The 22,479-nt window shown below is 71.9% G+C and carries 21 protein-coding genes, 1 tRNA gene and 2 pseudogenes; 10 read left to right on the forward strand and 14 right to left on the reverse strand.

Annotation, left to right across the window (positions count from 1 at the left end; translation table 11 throughout):
- From EAO70_RS10425 to EAO70_RS10435, 3 genes are read right to left on the reverse strand one after another with little or no spacing between them, the layout of a single operon-like run.
- Nucleotides 1–807, reverse strand: a complete 807-nt coding sequence (locus tag EAO70_RS10425; protein ID WP_030316736.1) for an MlaE family ABC transporter permease — start codon at nt 805–807, stop codon at nt 1–3.
- Nucleotides 808–812: 5 nt separating this feature from the next.
- Nucleotides 813–1,577: an MlaE family ABC transporter permease gene (locus tag EAO70_RS10430; RefSeq protein ID WP_148002722.1), complete on the reverse strand. Its 765-nt coding sequence runs from the start codon at nt 1,575–1,577 to the stop codon at nt 813–815.
- The gene (locus tag EAO70_RS10435) at nt 1,574–2,590 is read right to left on the reverse strand and encodes an ABC transporter ATP-binding protein (protein WP_148002723.1); all 1,017 of its coding nucleotides are present in this window, start codon (nt 2,588–2,590) and stop codon (nt 1,574–1,576) included. The genes EAO70_RS10430 and EAO70_RS10435 overlap by 4 nt, the downstream gene beginning before the upstream one ends.
- A 582-nt stretch (nt 2,591–3,172) precedes the next feature.
- Between EAO70_RS10435 and EAO70_RS10440 the strand changes: the two genes are divergently transcribed.
- Entirely contained in the window at nt 3,173–3,808 is a 636-nt protein-coding gene (locus EAO70_RS10440; RefSeq protein WP_148002724.1) for a hypothetical protein, read from the forward strand.
- Between the two features lie 134 nt (nt 3,809–3,942).
- Nucleotides 3,943–4,461: pseudogene (locus EAO70_RS39980) on the forward strand (DUF6801 domain-containing protein); the annotation flags it as partial.
- A gap of 95 nt (nt 4,462–4,556) precedes the next feature.
- On the opposite strand, the gene ligD reads toward EAO70_RS39980, so the two are convergent.
- The gene (ligD, locus tag EAO70_RS10450; protein WP_148002726.1) at nt 4,557–5,588 is read right to left on the reverse strand and encodes a non-homologous end-joining DNA ligase; all 1,032 of its coding nucleotides are present in this window, start codon (nt 5,586–5,588) and stop codon (nt 4,557–4,559) included.
- Nucleotides 5,589–5,640: 52 nt separating this feature from the next.
- On the opposite strand from ligD, the gene EAO70_RS10455 reads away from it, so the two are divergent.
- From EAO70_RS10455 to EAO70_RS10465, 3 genes are all read left to right on the forward strand, one after another.
- Nucleotides 5,641–6,699 carry an ATP-dependent DNA ligase gene (locus EAO70_RS10455; protein WP_148002727.1) on the forward strand — a complete coding sequence of 353 codons (1,059 nt, stop codon included), beginning with the start codon at nt 5,641–5,643 and terminating at the stop codon, nt 6,697–6,699.
- 356 nt (nt 6,700–7,055) lie between these two features.
- Nucleotides 7,056–7,307, forward strand: a complete 252-nt coding sequence (locus EAO70_RS10460) for a hypothetical protein (RefSeq protein ID WP_148002728.1) — start codon at nt 7,056–7,058, stop codon at nt 7,305–7,307.
- A gap of 133 nt (nt 7,308–7,440) precedes the next feature.
- Nucleotides 7,441–9,555 carry an MDR family MFS transporter gene (locus tag EAO70_RS10465; protein WP_148002729.1) on the forward strand — a complete coding sequence of 705 codons (2,115 nt, stop codon included), beginning with the start codon at nt 7,441–7,443 and terminating at the stop codon, nt 9,553–9,555.
- A 74-nt stretch (nt 9,556–9,629) separates the two neighbouring features.
- Here EAO70_RS10465 and EAO70_RS10470 read toward each other — a convergent pair whose 3' ends face one another.
- Entirely contained in the window at nt 9,630–10,079 is a 450-nt protein-coding gene (locus tag EAO70_RS10470; protein ID WP_187283831.1) for a YchJ family protein, read from the reverse strand.
- A 182-nt stretch (nt 10,080–10,261) separates the two neighbouring features.
- Between EAO70_RS10470 and EAO70_RS10475 the strand changes: the two genes are divergently transcribed.
- Both EAO70_RS10475 and EAO70_RS10480 read left to right on the forward strand, forming a co-directional pair.
- On the forward strand, nt 10,262–11,605 hold the full coding sequence (locus EAO70_RS10475) for a 6-phospho-beta-glucosidase (protein ID WP_148002731.1): 1,344 nt from the start codon (nt 10,262–10,264) through the stop codon (nt 11,603–11,605).
- Nucleotides 11,606–11,813: 208 nt separating this feature from the next.
- Nucleotides 11,814–13,700, forward strand: coding sequence for a M64 family metallopeptidase (locus EAO70_RS10480; protein WP_148002732.1), 1,887 nt, complete (start codon nt 11,814–11,816; stop codon nt 13,698–13,700).
- Nucleotides 13,701–13,793: 93 nt separating this feature from the next.
- Here EAO70_RS10480 and EAO70_RS10485 read toward each other — a convergent pair whose 3' ends face one another.
- The 3 genes from EAO70_RS10485 to EAO70_RS10495 form a co-directional block, all read right to left on the reverse strand.
- A complete protein-coding gene (locus EAO70_RS10485) occupies nt 13,794–14,612 on the reverse strand; it encodes an SAM-dependent methyltransferase (RefSeq protein ID WP_148002733.1) in 819 nt (272 codons plus the stop codon).
- 74 nt (nt 14,613–14,686) lie between these two features.
- Nucleotides 14,687–14,923 (reverse strand): DUF397 domain-containing protein, encoded by a 237-nt coding sequence (locus tag EAO70_RS10490; RefSeq protein ID WP_125742105.1) that lies wholly within the window; start codon nt 14,921–14,923, stop codon nt 14,687–14,689.
- Nucleotides 14,924–15,799 (reverse strand): helix-turn-helix domain-containing protein, encoded by an 876-nt coding sequence (locus EAO70_RS10495; RefSeq protein WP_148002734.1) that lies wholly within the window; start codon nt 15,797–15,799, stop codon nt 14,924–14,926.
- 264 nt (nt 15,800–16,063) lie between these two features.
- On the opposite strand from EAO70_RS10495, the gene EAO70_RS10500 reads away from it, so the two are divergent.
- The 3 genes from EAO70_RS10500 to EAO70_RS10510 all read left to right on the forward strand — a co-directional run bounded on the left by EAO70_RS10500 (nt 16,064) and on the right by EAO70_RS10510 (nt 17,811).
- A complete protein-coding gene (locus EAO70_RS10500; RefSeq protein WP_148002994.1) occupies nt 16,064–16,501 on the forward strand; it encodes an ATP-binding protein in 438 nt (145 codons plus the stop codon).
- A complete protein-coding gene (locus EAO70_RS10505) occupies nt 16,495–16,983 on the forward strand; it encodes a hypothetical protein (protein ID WP_187283832.1) in 489 nt (162 codons plus the stop codon). The genes EAO70_RS10500 and EAO70_RS10505 overlap by 7 nt, the downstream gene beginning before the upstream one ends.
- 117 nt (nt 16,984–17,100) lie before the next feature.
- Nucleotides 17,101–17,811 carry a class I SAM-dependent methyltransferase gene (locus EAO70_RS10510; RefSeq protein ID WP_148002735.1) on the forward strand — a complete coding sequence of 237 codons (711 nt, stop codon included), beginning with the start codon at nt 17,101–17,103 and terminating at the stop codon, nt 17,809–17,811.
- A gap of 91 nt (nt 17,812–17,902) precedes the next feature.
- Here the strand turns inward: EAO70_RS10510 and EAO70_RS10515 are convergent.
- The 6 genes and pseudogenes from EAO70_RS10515 to EAO70_RS37830 all read right to left on the reverse strand — a co-directional run.
- Nucleotides 17,903–17,990: transfer RNA gene (locus EAO70_RS10515), tRNA-Leu, on the reverse strand.
- Nucleotides 17,991–18,181: 191 nt separating this feature from the next.
- Nucleotides 18,182–19,243 carry a sugar phosphate isomerase/epimerase family protein gene (locus tag EAO70_RS10520; protein WP_148002736.1) on the reverse strand — a complete coding sequence of 354 codons (1,062 nt, stop codon included), beginning with the start codon at nt 19,241–19,243 and terminating at the stop codon, nt 18,182–18,184.
- Between the two features lie 130 nt (nt 19,244–19,373).
- The gene (locus EAO70_RS10525) at nt 19,374–20,699 is read right to left on the reverse strand and encodes an alkaline phosphatase family protein (protein WP_410091222.1); all 1,326 of its coding nucleotides are present in this window, start codon (nt 20,697–20,699) and stop codon (nt 19,374–19,376) included.
- A gap of 98 nt (nt 20,700–20,797) precedes the next feature.
- A pseudogene (locus tag EAO70_RS10530) lies at nt 20,798–21,400 on the reverse strand (xylose isomerase); the annotation flags it as partial.
- A gap of 9 nt (nt 21,401–21,409) precedes the next feature.
- Nucleotides 21,410–22,258, reverse strand: coding sequence for a TatD family hydrolase (locus EAO70_RS10535; RefSeq protein ID WP_148002737.1), 849 nt, complete (start codon nt 22,256–22,258; stop codon nt 21,410–21,412).
- On the reverse strand, nt 22,258–22,479 hold a 222-nt coding region (locus EAO70_RS37830), incomplete at its 5' end, for an EboA domain-containing protein (RefSeq protein ID WP_187283833.1). The genes EAO70_RS10535 and EAO70_RS37830, both read right to left, overlap by 1 nt.

Raw genomic sequence — 22,479 nt, forward strand, 5'->3', positions numbered from 1 at the left:
TCACCCCGCCACCTTCACGGTCGTGGTCGCGCCCCAGAGGGCCAGCGACAGGAAGAAGTCGGTGACGCTGATCAGCACGATGGCGTTGCGTACGGAGCGGCCGACGGCGATGCCGACGCCGGCCGGGCCGCCGGAGGCGCGGAAGCCGTAGTAGCAGTGGGCGACGATCACCATCACGCTGAAGATCAGCACTTTCAGCACCGAGAGCAGGACGTCGGTCGGTGACAGGAAGAGGTTGAAGTAGTGGTCGTACGTGCCCTGGGACTGGCCGTTGAAGAGGACCGTCACGTAACGGGAGGCCAGGTAGGAGGAGAGGAGGCCGATCGCGTACAGCGGGACGATGGCGACGACTCCGGCGATGATGCGGGTGGTGACGAGGTAGGGCATGGAGCGGATGCCCATGCCTTCGAGGGCGTCGACCTCCTCGTTGATCCGCATGGCGCCGAGCTGTGCGGTGAAGCCGGCGCCGACGGTGGCGGAGAGGGCGAGCCCGGCGACGAGCGGCGCGATCTCGCGGGTGTTGAAGTAGGCGGAGACGAAGCCGGTGAAGGCCGCGGTGCCGATCTGCTCCAGGGCGGCGTAGCCCTGGAGGCCGACGACGGTGCCGGTGAAGAGCGTCATCGCGATCATGACGCCGATGGTGCCGCCGATGACGCCGAGTCCGCCGGAGCCGAAGGCGACCTCGGCGAGGAGGCGTTGTACCTCCCTGAGGTAGCGGCGCAGGGTGCGCGGGACCCAGAGGAGGGCCTTGACGTAGAACAGGAGCTGGTCACCGGACCGGTCGAGCCAGACGAACGGGGAGGCCATCGCGCTCAGCCTCCCTTCGGCGGGACGATCTGCAGGTAGACGCCCGTCAGCACCATGTTCACGAAGAACAGCAGCATGAAGGTGATGACGACGGACTGGTTGACGGCGTCTCCGACCCCCTTGGGGCCGCCGCGCGGGTTGAGGCCCCGGTAGGCGGCGACGATGCCGGCGATGAACCCGAAGATCAGGGCCTTGAGTTCGCTGATGTACAGGTCGGGGAGCTGGGCGAGGGCGGAGAAGCTGGAGAGGTAGGCGCCGGGGGTGCCGCCCTGGAGGATGATGTTGAAGAAGTAGCCGCCGAGCGTACCGACGACGGACACCATTCCGTTGAGCAGGACGGCGACCGCCATGGTGGCGAGGACGCGGGGGACGACCAGGCGCTGCACGGGCGAGACGCCCATGACCTCCATGGCGTCGAGTTCCTCGCGGATCTTGCGGGAGCCGAGGTCGGCGCAGATGGCGGAGCCGCCGGCGCCGGCGATCAGGAGGGCGACGATGAGGGGGCTCGCCTGCTGGATGACGGCGAGGACGCTGGCACCTCCGGTGAACGACTGGGCGCCCAGCTGCTGGGTGAGCGAGCCGACCTGGAGGGCGATCACGGCGCCGAACGGGATGGAGACGAGCGCGGCGGGCAGGATGGTGACGCTGGCGACGAACCAGAACTGCTCGACGAACTCCCGGAACTGGAAAGGGCGTCGGAAGACGGCCCGGGCCACCTCGGCGGCGAGGGCGAAGAGCCGGCCGGTCTGGCGCAGCGCGCCGGTGATCACGAGCCGCTCCCGGTGACGCGTTCCCGCTTGGGCAGGATGTGGACCGTGTCGTCCCTGGCGTAGGTGTCGCGGATGGCGGCCTGGGCGGCGGGCGGCAGCCGGTCGAGCATGCCGAGGACCCGTTCGCGGCGGCGGGTGACCGCGGCGCGCGGCGGGAGACCGGGGGACGGTTCCAGCTGGGGGACGATGGCGCGGGGCGTCGCGGGGCGGCCGTCGGGGTTGTCGAGTTCGGCGGCGAGGAGGGCCGCGTCCTTCTCCTCGGACATGCCGATGGGTCCCTCGCGGCGGCCGGCCAGGAACTGAGTGATGACCGGTTCCTCGCTGGTGAGGAGGACCTCGCGGGGGCCGAAGGTGACGAGGTTGCGCCGGAAGAACATCCCCATGTTGTCGGGGACCGTGGCGGCGATGTCGAGGTTGTGGGTGACGATCAGCATCGTGGCGTCGATGCGGGCGTTGAGGTCGATGAGGAGCTGCGAGAGGTAGGCGGTGCGGACGGGGTCGAGCCCGGAGTCCGGTTCGTCGCAGAGGACGATCTGCGGGTCGAGCACCAGGGCCCGCGCCAGGCCGGCGCGCTTGCGCATGCCGCCGCTGATCTCGCCGGGGAGCTTGCCCTCCGCGCCGAGCAGGCCGACGAGTTCGATCCGCTCCATGACGATGCGGCGGATCTCGGACTCCCGCTTGCGGGTGTGCTCGCGCAGCGGGAAGGCGATGTTGTCGAAGAGGGTCATGGAGCCGAAGAGGGCGCCGTCCTGGAACATGAGGCCGAAGAGTTTCCGGGTCTCGTAGATGTCCCGTTCCGGACTGCTCACCATGTCGACGCCATTGATGAGTACGCGGCCCTGCTGGGGTTTGAGCAGTCCGATGAGCGATTTCAGGAAGACCGTCTTCCCGGTACCGGAGGGGCCGAGCATCACGCTCACCTCTCCGGCCGGCAAGGTCAGGGACACGTCCTGCCAGATATTCTGCTTGCCGAAGGACATGGTCAGCCCCTCAACGACTACTTCGATTCCCATCCCACCTCCAGCAAGCGTGCGTCGGGGGTGCGCCGCGGGCGCACGTTAAGTCGGTGCGGATCACTTGGACAAGAGGCGTGGCGCAAAATCCTTGATCCGCTCCGCTCTTTGTCACCACGGAGACAAAGTCGTGGTTGTGCTTTGTCTGCGAGGAAACACATGACTGTGCCGACCTGCGTCTCCGTTCACCGCCCCGGGAACGTTACGGCCGAGTAACCTCCTCCGGCAATACCGGATCCGGAGTTTTCGGCGACAGGTGGCGAGCGAGCAGGCGTTTGTCATTCGGGAGACAACCCCCATTCCCCGTTTGTCACCGGGGAGAGCAATGCCGATTTCGGCCATCCCTGATCGATCAGAATTGTCGACATTGCGCACCCCGGAACCAAGGAGATTCCGGCCATCGCTCACCCGCTTGACAGGCGAATAGCCTTCTCAAAAGAATCATGGACTGCGCCATTGTTCAGCTAAGTTTCTCGCAAGTAACGTCAGGTTTCGCGGCCGAGAAATACCGGGCCGCCGGCCGCTCGCCCCCACCGCGGTCGCACCCTCAGCTGGTCAATCCACAAGGAGAGTCCGGGACCCATGAAGAAGCAGATCAGAAACTTCGCCGTCGTCGCCGGGGCGGCCACCGCCGCGTTCGCCCTCGCCGCCGGCCCCGCCTCGGCCGTGCCGTCGACGGTCTGGACCGTCACCCCGTCGCCCGCCAGCTTCACCGCGACCAACAGCGGGAACGTCGTCCTCAGCGTCAACGGCATCGCCATGACGTGTACGAACTCGAAGGCCTCGGGCACCATGGCGAGCGCCACCGGCAACCCGGCGACCGTGGCCTCCATCAGCGCCATCGCCTTCGGCGCCACCGGCGCGCCCTGCACCAGCGTCCTGGGCAACGTGACCACCGTCGCGACCACCCCGTGGACCCTGGTGGCGCAGGACTACACCGCCGCGACCGGCGTCACCAAGGGCTACGTCGGCAACGTCGACGCCAAGGTGACGGTCGGCGCCTGCGTCTTCCGCGTCACGGGCAAGGCCTCCGGCTCGTACACCAACTCGACCGGCAAGCTGGCGGTCAACAGCGTCACCGGCGAACTCACCGTCGTCTCCTCGACCAACTGCGGCTCGGCCGTCCCGGTCGGCGCCAAGCCGCTCTTCAAGGGCGACTACCTCGTCAAGGTGGCCAACACGACCACCATCCCGAAGATCGTCGGCTCCAACCCGTAAGCAGCGCGATCCCGCGTCCGCCCGGCCGGCGATCCCGGCCGGGCGGACGCGGGCCGTTCGCGCCCCCTACGGACTTCCCTCCCTTCGCGCCCGCGCACCCGACGCTCGCGCGCACTATCCGAGCGGAGCACCAGATGAGAGGCCAGCGAGCCACCCCGCGGCCCGGCCGCGTCCGCACGCGCGGTGCGGCGATCGCCGCACTCGTGGCACTCGCCCCCCTTCTCCCCGCGGCGGCCGTGGCCCTGGGCTCGCACGAGGTCGACACCCGGCTCCCCTATCTCTGCACCCTGCCCTCGGGCCCGCAGCCGGCGACGGTGCGGATCAGGGCGACCGTGCCCGACCGGGCGTCCGTCGGCGAGACGATCGAGGCGGCCGGCGTCAGCACGACGCTGGAACTCCCGGCCGCCGTCGCGGCCGAACTCACCGCCCTCGAAGCCGCCACCGTACGGGCGGAGACGGCGCTCACGGTCGGCGTCGGCCAGAACGGCGCCACCACCGACGTCACCTGGCTCGGCACGGCCCAGCCCGCCCCCGTCCCCGCTGAGGGACCGCTCACCCTCACCGGCACCGGCGACGTCCCCGCCCTCACGACGGACACCGCCGGCGAGCTGACCCTCCGCGCCGGGAACCTCGCCGTCGGCCTGGCCCCGAGCAAGGCGGACGGCACGCCCACCGGTCCGGCGTCCCTCGCGGTCCGCTGCGTCCCCGAGCCCGACGCCGAGGGCGGGACGCTGCTCGCCTCGATCGACTACCCCTCCCCGTCCGCCTCCTTCCGGGCCCTGCTCGGCTGCACGCGCTTCGGCTCGCCCGGCATCTTCGGGTACTCCGGCGGGTACGGCAGGTCCCCGAGGTCATGGTCCGCCTCGTCGCGCCGGGCCAGTTCGAGCAACGACTCCAGGCTGAACCGCTCGTCGTCCATGTCGGCGTGGACGTCGCCCAGTTCGGCGTACCGGGCCGGCATCGTCCGGATGTCGAAGTCCCGCGGCACGGCGTCGTCGACCTCCTCCCACCGCAGTGGCGCCGACACGGGCGCGTGGGCCCTGGGGCGTACGGAGTAGGCGGAGGCGATCGTGCGGTCCCGGGCCGTCTGGTTGTAGTCGACGAAGATCCGCTCGCCGCGCTCCTCCTTCCACCACTTGATGGTGACCTCCTGCGGCATCCGTCGCTCCAGTTCCCGGCCGCATGCGATGGCCGCCCGCCTGACCTGGGTGAACGTCCAGTTCGGCAGGATCGGGACGAAGACGTGCAGGCCTCGCCCGCCGGAGGTCTTCGGCCAGCCGCGCAGTCCGTGCTCGTCGAGGACGGCCCGCAGTTCGTGGGCGGCGCGGACGGCGTCCGCGTAGTCCGTGCCCGGCTGGGGGTCGAGGTCGATGCGGAGTTCGTCGGGGTGGTCGGTGTCCTCGCGGCGCACCGGCCAGGGGTGGAAGGTGACGGCGCCGAGGTTGGCCGCCCAGAGCACGGCGGCCGGTTCGGTGGGGCACATCTCGTCGGCGGACCGGCCGCTGGGGAAGGTGATGTGGGCGGTCGGGATCCAGTCGGGGAGGTACTTGGGAGCCCGCTTCTGGAAGAACGACTCGCCGGTCACCCCGTCGGGGTAGCGCTCCAGGGTGGTGGGGCGGTCCCGCAGGGCCCGGGTGATGCCGTCGCCGACGGCCAGGTAGTAGCTGACCATGTCGAGCTTGGTGTAGCCGGGTTCGGGGAAGTACACCTTGTCCGGATGGGACACGCGTACGGTCCGGTCGCCGACTTCCAGTTCCACCGCTGCCGCCTTGCCTGCCATGCCGGTCAGCCTAGGGCTCGCCGACAACTCCCGCATACCGGACAATCGCCTCATGGATCTTCCGGTGATGCCGCCCGTGAAACCGATGCTGGCCAAGTCGGTGAAGCGGATCCCGCCCGGGATGCAGTACGAGGCGAAGTGGGACGGCTTCCGCGCGATCGTGCACCGCGACGGGCCGGAGCTCGTCATCGGCAGCCGTACGGGCAAGCCGCTCACCCGCTACTTCCCCGAGCTGGTGGAGGCGCTCGCGGCCCGGCTGCCGGAGCGCTGCGTGGTCGACGGCGAGATCGTCGTCGAGCACGGCGGACGGCTCGACTTCGACCGGCTCAGTGAGCGGATCCATCCGGCGGAGTCCCGGGTCCGCATGCTGGCCGAGAAGACCCCGGCACTGTTCGTGGCCTTCGACCTGCTCGCCCTCGGGGACGCGGCCCTGCTCGACACGCCGCTGGGCGAGCGGCGGGAGGCCCTGGAGCGGGTGCTCGCCGGGGTGGACGCGCCGCTGTACCTCGCGCCCGCGACCCGGGATCCGGAGCTGGCCGCCCGCTGGTTCGAGCAGTACGAGGGAGCGGGTCTCGACGGGGTCGTGGCCAAGCCGCTCGACCTGCCGTACCGGCCGGACGCCCGTCTCATGTACAAGATCAAGCACGAGCGGACGGCGGACGTCGTGGTGGCCGGCTACCGCTTCCACAAGAGCGGGCCGGTGGTCGGCTCGCTGCTCCTGGGCCTGTACGACGACGGGGGCGCCCTCCAGCACGTCGGCGTGTGTGCGGCGTTCACCGCGCAACGGCGGGCCGAGCTGATCGAGGAGCTCGCGCCGCTCACGATGGACCCGCCGGACGGGCACCCCTGGGCGGCCTGGACGGAGGAGTCGGCGCACGCGGGCGCGCGGCTGCCGGGCGCGCCGAGCCGCTGGTCGGGGAAGAAGGACCTGTCCTGGGTGGCGCTGCGGCCCGAGCGGGTCTGCGAGGTCGGGTACGACCACATGGAGGGCGACCGGTTCCGGCACACGGCGCAGTTCAAGCGGTGGCGTCCGGACCGGGCGCCGGAGTCCTGCGGGTACGGACAGCTGGACGAGCCGGTCTCGTACGACCTGTCCGAGATCCTGACATAGTGTCCGGGCGCTGTCCGGAGGACGCCGGTCCGCCGAGTGAGATGCGGCACATTCCCCGGGCCTCCCGACGCCGCCAACCACCGTCGATCGGCCATGCGTTCGTCGCACGTCCGGCCGATACGCAGGGACGGTGCACAATCCGGTGTCCGTGACCCGGGCCCGCACCTGCGGGAACGCACCCGCCGGTGCGACGGGGGCGCACCGGGTCTCCCGCCGGGGTGTCCGTGCGCCCCTCCGGAGCTCGGTCGCGTCGTTGCCCCGCCGCGACATCGCCGTGCCGGAACCCGTACGGCGATCCGGTACGTATGGAGGGCGAAACCCTTCCGTACGCTTCCCGGACCCACTAGGACTGACCCGTGATCACCTCGCCCTCGCGCCTCGTACCCGTCCCGATCCCCGACCGTGTGGCCGCGCTGATCGGTTCCTGCCTGCCGCTGCACGTCCTCCAGGCCGAGATCGACGCGGACTGCGCGGCGCGCGAGGTGTACCGCTTCCGGGGACCGCTCTGCGCGGAGGACCGGGCGGACCGGGAGCACGCGCTCGCCGCGCTCGCGCAGGCCAACAAGATCCTCGCCAAGCACCACCCCAAGCTGCCCGTCACGCCCTGACGGGGCCGGCCGGCGGGCAAGCCGCAGAGCCGGGGCCGGCCGGCSCCGTCCCCGCCGGTCCGCCGTTCCCGCCGGTCCGCCGTTCGGCCGTCCCCCGCATGCACCCGGTCGGGGCCGGTGTGACGCTGCGAGAGTGACCACGACCAGCGACGCAGCGCCCGCACCCCCGGCCGCCACCGAGCCTCCCGTGCTCGACCGCCGCCGCCGCAACATCGTCTTCGGCACGATCATGCTGGGTGTCCTCCTCGCCGCGCTCGACCAGACGATCGTCGGCACCGCTCTGCCCACGATCGTCTCGGACCTCGGTGGCGCCGCCCACATGTCGTGGGTGGTCACCTCCTATCTGCTCGCCGAGACGGTCGCGACCGTGCTGGTCGGCAAGTTCGGCGACCTGTTCGGCCGCAAGGTGATCTTCCAGATCTCGGCGGTCGTCTTCATCACCGGCTCGTTCCTCTGCGGACTCGCCACCAACATGACGCTGCTGATCGTCTGGCGCGGCCTCCAGGGGGTCGGCGCGGGCGGCCTGATGGTCACGTCGATGGCGTTGATCGCCGATGTGATCCCGCTGCGCGAGCGCGGCAAGTACCAGGGCGCGATCGGGGCCGTGTTCGGGGTCTCCACCGTCATCGGCCCGCTGCTCGGCGGCCTGTTCACCGACCATCTCAGCTGGCGCTGGGCCTTCTACGTCAACGTGCCCATCGCGATCCTGGTCGTGATCGCCGCGGCCCGCACGATCCCCTCCGTGCGGTCGGCGAGCAAGCCGGTCATCGACTACGCGGGCATCGCGCTGGTCGCCGCCGGCGCCAGCGCGCTGATCCTGGCGACCAGTTGGGGCGGCAACGAGTACGCCTGGACGTCCGGGGTCATCATCGGGCTGTTCGTCGGCGGTGTCGTCGCGCTCGGCCTGTTCTGCTGGGTGGAGACCCGGGCGGCCGAACCCATGCTGCCCATGCGGCTGTTCGGGAACCCGGTCTTCACCGTCTGCTCGGTGCTGAGCTTCGTCGTCGGCTTCGCGATGCTCGGCGCGATGACGTTCCTGCCGACGTACCTCCAGTACGTCGACGGGGACTCGGCGACCGTGTCCGGCATCCGCACCCTGCCGATGGTCGTCGGTCTGCTCATCGCGTCGATCTTCAGCGGCAACGTGGTCAGCAAGACCGGCCACTACCGGAGCTTCCCGATCGTCGGCTGCCTGGTGATGGGCCTCGGGCTGTATCTGCTGTCGCTGATGGAACCCGGGACCGGCACCTGGCTCGCGTCGCTGTACATGTTCGTGCTCGGCGTCGGCATCGGTCTGTGCATGCAGGTCCTCACCATCGCCGTGCAGAACACCGTCGAGTACGCCGACCTCGGCACCGCCACCTCCGGCGTCACCTTCTTCCGCACCCTCGGCAGCTCGTTCGGGACCGCGGTCTTCGGCACGATCTACGTCAACAGCCTCACCCCCAACCTCGGGGCCGGCGTCGCCGAGGCCTCGGCCGTGGGCGCGAGCCAGGGGCTGGATCCGGCGGCCGTCGCGCGGTCGGCGCAGAGCCCGGACGGGGTGCACGGGCTGCCGGATCAGGTCGCGGAGCCCATCGTCACCGCCTACGCCGACACGCTGCACACCGTCTTCCTCTGGACGGTCCCGGTCGCGGCCGTCGGCTTCGTCGTCGCGCTCTTCCTCAAGCAGGTCACGCTCCGCGACTCGGCCCGGGCCGCCGCGCCCGACATGGGCGAGGGCTTCTCCTCGCCGACCTCGTCGGGCGACTCCGCGCAGCACCTGGAACTGGCCGTGGGCAGGATCATGCGCCGGATCGACCTCGCCACCGCGCGGCGCATCCTCGACACGTCCGACACCCGGCTCGACACGGCCGGTGCGTGGGCGGTCATGCAGGTCGAGCTGTACACGCGGACGGTCGGCCACGCGAGCCTGGGACTCATCTCGGCGGGCCGGCGGGTCCCGCCCGAGGTGCTGCTGCCGGTCTTCGACCGGATGGTCGACGAGGGGTTCCTGACCCGCGACGGGCACCTGCTCTCCCACACCCCGGCCGGCGAGCGCGAGGCGGAGGTCATCACGCACGCGTGGGGCGACTGGCTGTCCGACCGCGTGGAGCAGGAGATCGGCCGTCCCAGCGGACCGGAGCTACGGGTGGCGACGGACGCCATCGCCAAGAAGGTCGTCGCCGAGGACCTCGCGAACGGTCTCCCCGACCGCTCCCTCGCCCGCAGGGACGGACGCACGCTGACCGGGACGACGGGGGCCTGAGCGGGGCCCGCACGACGCCGGACCGCGCCCGGGCCTTCGGTTCCGCGCGGGCCCCGGTCCCGCCCGGCGCGTGGCTACGCGTCGACGTCGCCGTCCACGTACACCCAGGCGCCCTCGTGGCGGGAGAAGCGGCTTCGTTCGTGCATCTCACCGCGTTCGGCGCCGTGGGCGTAGTGGGCGGTGAAGGTGACGGTGCCGTGCTGGTGGAAGGGGGTGCCGTCGGTGGTCGACTCGATCTCCAGGCCCGTCCAGCGCATGCCCGGGTCGAAGTCGACCGTGGCGGGGCGGGTCTCGGGCGCCCAGCTGCGGAGCAGATACGCCTCGTCGCGGACGACGAAGGCGCTGTACCGGGAGCGCATCAGCAGCTCGGCGGTCGGCGCGCCGCCGCCCGTCCCGGAGTGGAACCGGCCGCAGCACGCACCGTACGCGGCGTCGAGGCCGCACGGGCACGGTGACTCCGGAGTGACGGCGGGCGCGGCCTGGCGGGACGGGGCGGTACGGGGGCGGGTCTTGCGTCGGGACATGCCGTCATTGTCGCCCACCGGGTGCGCCGCGTGTCCCCCACGGGGTGTACCGCTTGTCCCCCACCGGATGCGCGCGCCGCCGAGCGGCGGGCGGGCGACGGCGCGCCCGGCATGTGGACGGTCCGGTGGACGCCGGGGCCGGATCCCGCTGCTCGGGGGGCGGGTCCGAGTAGCGTACGGGCATGAAACTGACGATTCTCGGCGGCGGCGGGTTCCGGGTGCCGCTGGTGTACGGCGCTCTCCTCGGCGACCACGCCGAGGGGCGGGTCACCCGGGTCACCCTGTACGACCTCGACGAGGGGCGGCTCTCGGCCATCACCAGGGTCCTCGCGGAGCAGGGCGCGGGGGTGCCGGACGCACCGGACGTCACGGCGACGACCGATCTGGACGAGGCGCTGAGGGGCGCCGACTTCGTGTTCTCCGCGATCCGCGTCGGCGGCCTCGAAGGCCGGGCAGCGGACGAGCGGATCGCGCTGGCCGAGGGGGTGCTGGGGCAGGAGACGGTGGGTGCGGGCGGCATCGCGTACGGGCTGCGGACCGTGCCCGTCGCCGTGCACATCGCGCGCCGGATCGCCGAACTCGCCCCGGACGCCTGGGTCATCAACTTCACCAACCCGGCCGGGCTCGTCACGGAGGCGATGTCGAGGATCCTCGGTGACCGGGTCGTCGGGATCTGCGACTCCCCCGTCGGCCTGGGCCGCCGGGTCGCCCGCATCCTGGGCGCCGACCCGGACCGGGCCTCGATCGACTACGTGGGCCTCAACCACCTCGGCTGGCTGCGGGGCCTGCGGATCGACGGACGGGACGAGCTGCCCCGGCTGCTCGCCGACGAGAAGGCGCTCGGTTCCTTCGAGGAGGGCAGGCTCTTCGGACCGGAGTGGCTGCGCTCCCTGGGCGCGATCCCCAACGAGTACCTGCACTACTACTACTTCAACCGGGAGGCCGTGGCGGCCTACCGGTCGGCCGGACGGACCCGCGGCGCCTACCTCCGCGACCAACAGGGCGCCTTCTACGCGGAGATGGACCGGCCGGACACCCCGGCGCTCGCCGCCTGGCACCGTACGCTCGCCGACCGGGAGGCCACCTACATGGCGGCCAACCGGGAGGCCGCCGGGATCGGGCAGCGCGACGAGGAGGACCTGGAGTCGGGCGGCTACGAGAAGGTGGCGCTGGCGCTGATGCGGGCCATCGCGCGCGGGGAGCGGGCCACGCTCATCCTCAACGTGCGCAACGGCACGACCCTCTCCGCACTCGACGCGGACGCGGTCATCGAGGTCCCCTGCTTCGTGGACGCGAACGGCGCCCATCCGGTCGCGGTGTCCCCGCTGCCGTACCACGCGGTCGGCCTGGTGACGGCCGTGAAGGCGGTGGAGCGGGAGGTCCTCGCGGCGGCGGAGAGCGGTTCGCGGGCGACCGCCGTCAAGGCCTTCGCCCTGCACCCGCTGGTCGACTCGGTGGCGGTGGCCCGCCGTCTGGTGGAGGGGTACACGGCGGAGCACCCGGGCCTGGCCTACCTCCGGCACTGAGAAGGCCCGCGGACTCCGGCGCGGCCGTCGGGGAGGTGTACGGCCGACGGGGAGTCGTACCGGCCGGCGTGGAATCGTACCGGCCGGCGTGGAGTCGTACCGCCGCCGGGAAGGCGTACGGCCGTCCCGGAGGCGTACGGCCGACGGGGAGACGTACGGCCGGCGAACGGCTTTACGCGGGCGGGGGTGCGGCCTAGGCTCGCGCCCCATGACCTCACAGCGCACAGGTGCTCGACGCGAGGTGGCCCGCGTCCTCGCGGTCTGCCTGCTGGCCGCCGGCCTGGTGGGAACGGTGCCGGCGGCCGCCGGGACGCCGACGCCCGCCGACGGTCCGGCCGTCGTCCCCGTGCAGACCACCGGGCCCGCGGACCGGCGGTTCAACCTGGTGTTCATGGGCGACGGTTACACCGCGGCGGAGATGCCGGCGTTCCGGGCGGACCTCGACCGGCACCTGAGCACCCTGTGGAGCATCGAGCCCTTCGCCTCCTACCGCTCGTACATCAACGTCTGGGCGGTGGAGGTCCCTTCGGCCGAGTCGGGGGTGGACTGCGATCCCGGCCTGGACGCCCCCGCCCGCGACACGGCCCTCGACATGGGGTTCTGGGGCGGCTGCGAAGCGGGCAGCGTGCAGCGGCTGCTGACCGTCGACAGCCGGAAGGCCGCCGCGCTCGCCGACCTCGTCCCCGGCACGAGCGCCGCCAACCGACAGGTCGTCGCCCTCGCCCACAGCTCCACCTACGGCGGCGCGGGCGGCGGTTACGCCACCGCGTCCGGCGGCAACGCGCTCTCCTCGCTCATCACCCCGCACGAGATCGGGCATTCGCTCGGCGGTCTCCAGGACGAGTACGACTACTACGCGCGGGGCGTCCCGGGCGACACGTACTCCGGGCCCGAGCCCTCCTCCAGCCACCACACGCTTCTGACGGAACGTCAGATGCGCGACGGGCGGGCCAAGTGGTGGCGCTGGCTCGGCGAGGAGAGCGAGTCCGGCGGCGTCATCGGCCGCCACGAAGGCGGGATGTACCGCACGAAGGGCGTGTGGCGGCCGAGCCGGCACTCCCTGATGAAGACCCTCGGCTACGCCTTCGACCAGGTCGAGCGCGAGGTGATGGTCAGGGCGATCTCCGCCAAGGTGAACCTGATCCAGGACCACACACCGGCCACCGCCCCCATCGGTGCCGACCGGACGGTCTGGGTGGACACCCTCCACCCGGTGGGCGGCGCGCTCGCCGTGACCTGGCGGCTGGACGGGCGGACGCTGCCCACCCGTGGGGCCCGCAGCGTCGACCTACGCCCCCTGCGGCTCTCCCCCGGGCCGCACACGCTCACCGCTACCGTCACGGACCCGACGCCCTTCGTCCGCGACCCGGCGGTCCGCGCCTCGGCGGCGCTCACCCGCACCGTCACCTGGACCGTGGACCCGGCACTCACCACGGCCCGCGACGGGACGGTCCCGGCGTTCACCGGGCACACCCCGGTCGGCGCGCCCGTCGGCGCCCGGTCGGTCGTCCACGCGGACACCACGCATCCGACGGGCCGTGCTCCGGCCGTGCGCTGGCGCCTCGACGGCCGGCTCGTCACGACCGGCCCCAACGACCGCGACCTGGACCTGCGTTCGCTCCCGACGCGCACGGGAACCCACACCCTGACCGCCCGTATCGCGGGCACGGACGAGGAGTTGACCTGGACCGTCGACGCCCGGCCGGCCGCGGTCTCGTACGCGCTCTCCGCGCCGCTGCGCACGGTGGGGCGGCACGGACGGCCCGTGGAGTACGTGTACGACGGGCCGTTCACGATGCGGCTGACCGCGCGGGACGACCAGGAGGGCGCGGTGGTCAGCCAGTTCCGGGTGGACGGCGACGGCTGGTACACGTACTACGGCTGGCCGACGGACGCGGACGCGCCGTTCCGCTTCACGCCCGGCGGCACGGTCATCGACGACCTCGTGTACGGGAAGCTGGGCCGGAGCCGCGCGGTGCCCTGGGACGACGCGACGCCCGACTACGGCACCCACCGGATCGAGTACCGCACGATCGACGCGGCGGGCAACATCGGCCGCCCGCGCGAGTTCCTGGTGACGCTGGTGGAGCCGTGACGCTGGTGGAGCCGTGACGCGCCCGGCGGACGCGGAACACGGGTGAGGCCCCGCCGACACTCGGTCGGCGGGGCCTCACCCGTCGTGGAACGGTCAGGGCTTGCGGGCGACCGCGGCCCAGCCCGGGATGGGCTCGTCACCCGGCACCGGGACCGGCTCGCCCAGCTCCGGGTGCCACTCGGCGGTGAGCGAGACGCCCGGCTCGACGAACTCCAGGCCGTCGAAGAACGCGGCCAGTTCGTCCCGCGACCGGGGCCGCAGGGTCAGCCCCCGCGCCTTGTACATCGCGGCCGCCTCCGCCGCGCCCTCGGGGTTGAAGTCCCCGGTGACGTGGGAGAGGACCAGGTAGCTGCCCGGCGCGAGCTGGTCCACGAGCTTGCGGACCAGGTCGTACGCGTTGTCCTCGTCGCCCACGAAGTGCAGCAGGGCGAGCATCGACAGCGCGATCGGCTGATCGAAGTCAAGGACCTTTCCGGCCCTTTCGAGGATGACCTCGGGCTCGCGGGCGTCCGCCTGGATGTACTCGGTGGCCCCCTCCGGGGTCGAGCGCAGCAGGGCGGCCGCGTGCGCGAGCACGATGGGGTCGTAGTCGCAGTAGACGATGCGGGAGTCCGGGGCGGCCCCCTGCGCGATCTGGTGCAGGTTGGGCTCGGTCGGGATGCCCGTACCGATGTCCAGGTACTGGCGGACGCCGTGGGCGCTGAGCCAGCGGATGGCGCGGTGCATGAAGGCCCGGTTGACGCGGGCCATGTCCCGGCCCCGGGCGTCGACGGTGAGCAGCTGGCGTGCCATCGCCTCGTCGACCGGGTAGTTGTCCTTGCCGCCCAGGAACCAGTCGTACATCCGCGCGGGGTGCGGCGTGCTGGTGTCGATCCGTATCTCACTCCGCGGGGACGCGGGGTCCTGGGTCATCGGCTCTCCTGGTCGGGATGAACGAGTGGCACTACAGCAAGAGTTACGCGACGGTAGGGGTGGTGCGGAAGAGGTCAGGTGAGGAGAAAGTCAGCCTGACCGGATTTCGCCCCCTGGATGAATGCCGCGATCTCCCCGTGGGTGTAGATGAGCGCTGGTCCTTCAGGGTCTGCGGACTGTCGCACGGCGACTCTGCCGTCGGCCAGCTTCATGGCCTCCACGCAGTTGCCCCCGTTCCCGCCGCTCCATGGCTTGTGCCAGCCCTCGACACCTAGCTCAGCGGCGGGCATGCCGTTGTATATGCGATCCATTCACAGCTCCTTGCGGAGATTCCGGAGAACCTCCTTCGTGCGTTGTGCAGTCGCGGCCTGAGCCGCCATGCGGTCCATGACCTCCAGGTGGGATGCCACCTCGGGGCGCGCGTCGAGATAGACGGCGCCGGTCAGGTACTCGCTGTAGACCATGTCCGGGAGTTCGGGCATGGCGAAGCGGAAGAGGACGAACGGTCCGTAGGTGCCGGGGTGGTGGCCGGACGCGAACTCCGCGATCTGCAGGGTGACGTTCGGCAGCTCCGACGCTTCGAGCAGCCGGTCGAGCTGGTCGCGCATCACTTCGGGCCCGGCGCCGACCGGTCGGCGGAACACCGTCTCGTCCATGATCACCCAGAACTTCGGGGCATCCTCCCTGCTCAGCAGGGACTGGCGCTCCATCCGCAGGGCTACATGCCGCTCGGTGTCCTCGTCCTTGGCGGCATCGCTGCCGCCACCGACCGCCCCGCTGCGCAGAATGGCGCGGGCGTAGTCCTCGGTCTGGAGGAGACCGGGGACGAACTGGGGCTCGTACGCCCGGATGAGGCTGGCGGCCCCCTCCAGGCTCACGTACATGGAGAACCAGCCCGGCAGCACGTCGTGGAACCGCTGCCACCAGCCGGGGAGATTGGCCTCCTCCGCGAGGGCGATGAAGCCCTCCGCCTCGGAGTCCGTGATCCCGTACTCCCTCAGGAGGAGCTGCACGTACGGGATCTTCAGTGCGACTTCGGCGGTCTCCATCCGCCGTACGGTGGCGGGGGCCACCCGGAGGACCTTCGCGGCCTCTTCCCTCTTCAGGCCGGCCCGCTCCCGCAGATCCTGCAGGCGCCTGCCGAGAACGACCTGTCCCACCGTCGGTGCGGACCGCGGCTCGCTCACTCTCAGACCTCCCCGACGCACTGTTTCGACGAGTGTGTCACGAAGCCGGGCCAGAGAGAACACGGCACTCTGCAATTTCCAGAGTGCCACTTGCCAAGTGTCCGACTCAGGAGGACAGTGTTCCGATGTGAACCAGTACACGCTGCCGCCGTGCGCCCCCGCGCCACGGCGACAGCTTCGTACGGCACTCCTGCCCACTGTTGTGAGGAACCGGTCGTGGCTTCTGGTAACGCGCAGCCTTCAGGTCTCATGAGTCCCCGAGTCATGGCCCCGCGCCCGCAGCCCCAGACCGATACCGATGGCGTCCGCCGCTTCGCCTTCGAGCTCCCCGCCCTCACGTCCTCGGTCGCACGCGCCCGCAGGCTCGCGGAGGAACGCCTCATCATCTGGGGCTGCGGCCCCGACATCCGCGACACGGTGTCGCTGATCGTCTCCGAGCTCGTCACCAACGCCGTGGTGCACACCGCGAGCGGCCGCTTCATATGCGAGCTCCGTGAGGGCGAGGACACCCTCCGGATATCCGTGCGCGACGAGGGCGGTCCCGCCGACCCCCGGATACGCGACTGCGGCGAGGACGAGCGCGGCCGTGGTCTCCTCATCGTCGACGCGCTCTGCACCGCCTGGGGCGCCGACCGCACCGGACACGGCACCGCCCAGGTCGTCTGGGCCGAGCTGGCCCACGGCATGGGGGAAACGTGCTGAGGTCCAGGGCCACCCGCATGATCCCGCTGCTCCCCGGGACCCCCCGGCTCCTCACCGGCGAGCGCCTGCCGGACCCCCGCCGTGTCCACGAGCTCCGCGGCGCCGCCCGCCCCCGCGGACTGGCGGCGACCCGCCTCGCCGTCCCCGTCGGCCTCCACACCGGCCTCGGCTGCGACGCCGTCGGCGTCCCCGCCCGCTTCGGCTTCAAGATCCTCTCCCGGCTCCCCGCCAAGGGCTGCGTCTACGCGGACACCGACTGGTGGTGGTGGCTGGTCCCGGCCGGCTCCGACCAGGACGTCCGCTGGCCCCTGCCCGCCTGCTACGCGGCCGGCGCCGAGATCCCGGACCGCCGCCCGCGTCTCATCCACCACCCCGACGGCACCTCGCCCTACACCCCGCCCATCCCGCTCTACCTGCTGGTCTGCCAGCTGACGGGCATCGCCCCCTCCTGGGCCGGCCCGCCGGTGAGCAGCGCGCTCTGACCCACCCGGGGACCATGGGGCCGGGCAGGGTCCGCCCCTCCCCGCTGCCGGCCGACGGCGTCCCGGGCTCGGGCGATCCCCGCCCCGGGCGGCTCCCGAGCGCATAGGGTCGGAGGCATGTTCACCCCGCAGGGTCCCAGCCTCCGCGAGCTGACCGCCCAGGCCCTCTCCTCCGTCGAGCACGGCTACGACCTGCTCGCGGACAAGTTCGACGCGACCCCGTTCCGCACCTCCGACCGCCTCCTCGCCGCGGCCTCCGACACCCTGGAGACCCTCGGCCCCTTCGACTCCGGCCTCGACGTCTGCACCGGCACCGGCGCCGGGCTCGGCGTCCTGCGCGCGGTGTGCGCGGGACGGGTCACCGGCGTCGACTTCAGTACGGGCATGCTGACGCGGGCCCGCGAGGCCCACCCCACGGCCGGTCTGGTCCGCGCCGACGTCCTGGCCCTGCCCTTCGGGCCGGTCTTCGACCTCGCCGTCAGCTTCGGCGCCTTCGGCCACTTCCTGCCGGGTGAGCAGCGCACCCTGTTCTCCCAGGTCCACGCCTCCCTGCGGCCGGGCGGCACGTTCGCCTTTCCCGTCGGAGCGCCGCCCCGGGTCGGCTCCCGCCTCTACTGGACGCTGTGGGGCTTCGACGCCACGATGCGGGTCCGCAACGCACTCTGGCGCCCGCCCTTCGTCATGTACTACCGGACCTTCCGGCTCGACGACGTCCGGCGGCGCCTGGAGGACGCGGGCTTCGAGGTCGGGCTCGCTCCCGTGACCGCTCTGGGCAGCCGTGAGGACGGCAGCCCGCGCTGCCGCCTCGTCGTGGCCCGCAAGAGGTAGCGGACGGCGGGGCCGGCGCTCGTCTCCCCGGTCCGCCGCGGCCCCTAGAACGCGAAATGCCGGTCGATACGAGATCGACCGGCACTTCCGCTGGTGTCCGAGGGGGGACTTGAACCCCCACGCCCGATAAAGGGCACTAGCACCTCAAGCTAGCGCGTCTGCCATTCCGCCACCCGGACAAGGTGCCTGTCGCTGCGGGTTCTCCCCGCGGCGACAGAGGTAACTCTACCAGGGGTTCCCGGCGCCTTTCACCAGCGTTTTCCGTGGTCAGTGGGGTGGAGCCGCCCCGCGGTCGCGGATCCCTCCGCCGTGCGCACGGGGCGCCGCCGTCCGCTCACGGGGAGTGCGGAGTCCGGGACCGGCGAGCGGGTCAGCGGCGCCTCTCGCGCAGCGCGTGCAGGTGGGCGCTGGACTTGCGGGCGAAGGCGAGCGAGTCGACGGGGTTGTCGTGCTCGGCCTGCCAGTGGTGCGCGTGCCGGCCGTGGCGGGTGCGGTTGACGGCCGAGATGAAGCGCCGGTAGTCGATGTCCCCGTCGCCCACGTCCGTCATCCGGTAGCCGTAGGGAACGGCCGTGTCGTCCCGGTCGCCGTCCTTCACGTGGAACAGCGGATAGCGGTCGGGCTGGTCGAGGACGTAGTCGAGCGGGTCGAACGGAGCCGGCGTCCCGTCCGGGCGGACCGAGTAGCGGTACTGGCCGACGTACGCCCAGAAGATGTCCATCTCCAGGTGCACCAGGTCGGGGTCGGTCTCGGCGAGGAGCACGTCGTAGAGGCGCACGTCCGGCCGGTCGCTCGCGAAGGAGAACTCCTCCGAGTGGTTGTGCTGGTAGAACTTCATGCCCCGCTTCCTCGCCGCCGCGCCGTACCGGTTGAACTCCTCGGCGCACCGCTTCCACCCGTCGACGGTGGAGCCGTAGCGCCAGGGTCCGGAGGCGGTGCCGATGTGCGGCAGGCCGAGGGCCGCCGCGTCGTCGAGGACGCGGTCGAGGTTCTGCGCGAACGTGTACGCGGCGGGATCGCTCGCGTAGTAGCCGACGTGGCTGCCGATCGGGCGCAGCCCGTGGTCGCGGGTGAGGCGCTTGAGCTGGGAGAGGCTGATGGGGCCGGCGGAACCCTGGGTGTAGCCGGCGTACTCGACCTCGTCGTAGCCGTACTTTCGGAGTTCGGCGAAGACGGCGGCGAAGCCGAGGGTCGAGACCTTGTCGCGCAGGGAGTAGAGCTGGATGCCCAGGCGGCCGGGCGGCAGGACGGGACGGCCGTGGCCGTGCCCGTGGCCGCCTTCCGGCAAGGCGGGGGCAGCGGCCGCGGGGGTCGCTGCCCCGAGGAGCGCGGCGGCGGTCGCGCCGGCGGCGACGCCCAGCATGTTCCGGCGGCTGAGCCGCCGGACGAGCTCTGGGTCGTCGGGGCCCTGGTTGCGGCGGGGGAGACTCATCTGTGGATAACTCCTTGGCTGTCGGAACGGACTGCTTCACTGGATGCGACCGGGGACGTCCGGCCGGGACGCCCCGAGGAGTTCGGGGGGGGGCCGGGGCAGGCGGACCGATCCGGTCGGCTGTACGGGTTCAGCTCGGGGTCTCGGCGATCCCGGCGAGACCGAGCAGCAGCTTCTTCACATCGGTGGCCGCGACGCGGCCGCCCAGGGCGCGGGGGGTGGAACACAGGATGAGCGGACCTTCGTCCTCGTTCGCGGGGAGGCGGCCGTGGCTGCCGCGGAGCGGTGAGGGATCGAGCGGGACGACCGCGAGCCGGTACCGCATACCGAGCTTCTTGCGGGCGATCTCCCGGGCCGCCTTGATCCGCACATAGGGATCGAGCGGGTCCATGAGGAGTTCCGCGGGGTCGTAGCCGGGTTTGCGGTGGATCTCGACCAGCTGCGCGAAGTCGGGGGCGCGGGCGTCGTCGAGCCAGTAGTAGTACGTGAACCAGGCGTCGGGTTCGGCCACGGCGACCAGCTCGCCCGAGCGCGGGTGGTCGAGGCCGTGCTCCTTCTTGCCGACGTCGTCGAGGAGCCGTTCCAGACCGGCCAGCCCGTCGAGGGCCTCCCGGACGGCAGGCAGGTCGGTCGGCCGCCTGACGTAGACGTGGGCGATCTGGTGGTCGGCGACGGCGAACGCCCGGGACGCCATCGGGTCCAGGTACTCCATGCCGTCCTGGGTGTGGACCTCCAGGAGTCCGGCGCGCCGCAGGGCCCGGTTGATGTCGACCGGCCGCTCGACCCGGGTGATGCCGTACTCGGAGAGCACCACGACCGTGCGGCCCTCGGCGCGCGCCTCCGCGAGGAGCGGGGCGAGGACGGTGTCGAGCGCGGCCGCGGCCCGGAAGGAGCGGGGGTCGTCGGGGCCGTAGCGCTGGAGGTCGTAGTCCAGGTGCGGGACGTAGCAGAGGGCGAGGTCGGGGCGGCGGGTGCGGAGGATGTGGCGGGTGGCGTCGACGATCCAGCGGCTGGAGACGAGGTCGGCGCCGGGGCCCCAGAAGTGGAAGAGGGGGAAGGTGCCGAACTTCTCGGTGAGTTCGTCGTGCAGGGCCGGGGGCCGGGTGTAGCAGTCGGGTTCCTTGCGTCCGTCGGCGTAGTAGACGGGGCGGGGGGTGACGGTGATGTCGGTGTCGGCGCCCATCGCGTACCACCAGCAGATGTTGGCGACGGTGTAGCCGGGGTGGCTGCGGCGGGCCGCGTCCCAGAGGCGGTCGCCGGAGACCAGGCCGTTGTGCTGGCGCCACAGCAGGACGTCGCCGAGGTCCCGGAAGTACCAGCCGTTGCCGACGATGCCGTGCTCCGCGGGGAGGGTGCCGGTGAGGAAGGTGGTCTGCGCGGCGCAGGTGACGGCGGGCAGCACGGTGGAGAGCGGGGCGTGCGAGCCGCTGCGGGCGAGGGCGGCCAGGTGCGGCATGTGCGGCAGGAGCCGCGGGGTGAGACCGACGACGTCGAGGACCAGGAGGTCGTGGGTCTTGTGGCGGGGCTGGAGTGGGGGTTCGCGGCCGCGGCCGTGGTGAGGGCGGCGACGGCGTCGGCGACGGTCTCGACGATGCAGCCGGGCTCGGGTTCGAGGCCGATGCGGATGCTCCGGCCGGTGAGCTCCTCCAGGGCGTCGAGGCGTCCGGCGAGGGTCGTCAGGGCGGCGCGGGCGGTGGCGGCGGCCTCGGCGTCGAAGGGGGTGCGCCAGGCGAGGGGCAGGGTGGAGACGGACCCCTCGGTGACGTCCTCGGGGAGGAGTGCGGCGAGGAGGCGGGCGAGGTCGGTGGTGTGCGCGAGGCGGTCGGGGTGGGTCCAGTCGGGCCGGTAGACGCGGTACTTGACCTCGTCGGCGCCGAACCCCTCGTACGGGAAGCCGTTCAGGGTGACCACTTCCAGGCCCCGGCGGTCGAGTTCGGCCCGGAGGGCGCGGAGCGAGGCCGGGTCGGTGGTCAGGGAGCGGGCGGCGTCCCGGGCGAGCCAGAGGCCGATGCCGAGGCGGTCGCGGCCGAGCCTGCGGCGGACGGGCTCGCAGTGGTCGCGGAGCTGGGCGAGGACGCCGTCGAGGGTCTCGGCGGGGTGGACGTTGGTGCAGTAGGCGAGGTGGACGGTGGAGCCGTCGGGGTGCCGGAACCGCATGGCGGCGCCTCATTCCCCGCCGCGGAGTACGGAGTTGCCCTCGTGGAGGTCCGGCGGGGTGGGGACGTCGAGGTGGAGGCGTCCGCTGAGTCCGTAGAAGGCGACGGGGTTGCGCCAGAGGACCTGGTCGACGTCGTCGTGGGTGAAGCCGGACCGAAGCATGACGCGGGCGACGGCGCGGGTCTTGAGGGGGTCGCTGCGGCCCCAGTCGGCGGCGGAGTTCACCAGGACCCGGTCGGTTCCGTACTCCTTGAGGATCGCGACCGTCCGGTCCTCGTCCATCTTGGTGTCGGGGTAGACGGAGAAGCCGAGCCAGGCGCCGCTGTCCGCGGCCTCCTTGACGGTGGTCTCGTTGAGGTGGTCGAGGAGGACGCGGTCCGGGGCGAGCGCGGACTCGCGCACGACGTCGACGGTGCGGCGCAGCCCGGTGAGCTTGTCGCGGTGCGGGGTGTGCACGAGGGCCGGGAGGCCGTGGTCGGCGGCGAGCTGGAGCTGGGTGGCGAGCGCGGTGTCCTCGGCGGGTGTCAGGGAGTCGTAGCCGATCTCGCCGACGGCGACGACACCGTCCTTGGCGAGATAACGGGGCAGGTCGTCGAGGACGGGGAGGCAGCGGGGGTCGTTGGCCTCCTTCGGGTTGAGGGCGAGGGCGCAGTGGTGGGCGATGCCGTGCTGGGCGGCGCGGAAGGGCTCCCAGCCGAGGAGGGAGTCGAAGTAGTCGTGGAAGGACGCGGGCGAGGTGCGCGGCTGGCCGAGCCAGAACGACGGCTCGACGAGGGCACGGACCCCGGCGTCGTACATCGCCCGGTAGTCGTCCGTGGTGCGCGAGGTCATGTGGATGTGGGGGTCGAAGATGCGCATCAGGACTCCTCGGTGGGGGCGGTGAGGGCGAGGACGCGGGTGAGGTCGGCGGGGACGTCGCGGCCGGCCGCGGTCCGTTCGGCGGCGTGGTCGGCGAGCATCCGGGCGAGTTCGTCGTCGCCGGCGGCGCGTTCGGCGAGGGCGGCGACGGCGGTGACGGGGACCTCGGTGAAGAGGCACTTGAGGAGGGCGTGCCGCCAGGCGTGGGGGGTGAGGTGGGA

This window comes from Streptomyces sp. adm13(2018) (assembly GCF_008042145.1).
GTDB lineage: Bacteria > Actinomycetota > Actinomycetes > Streptomycetales > Streptomycetaceae > Streptomyces.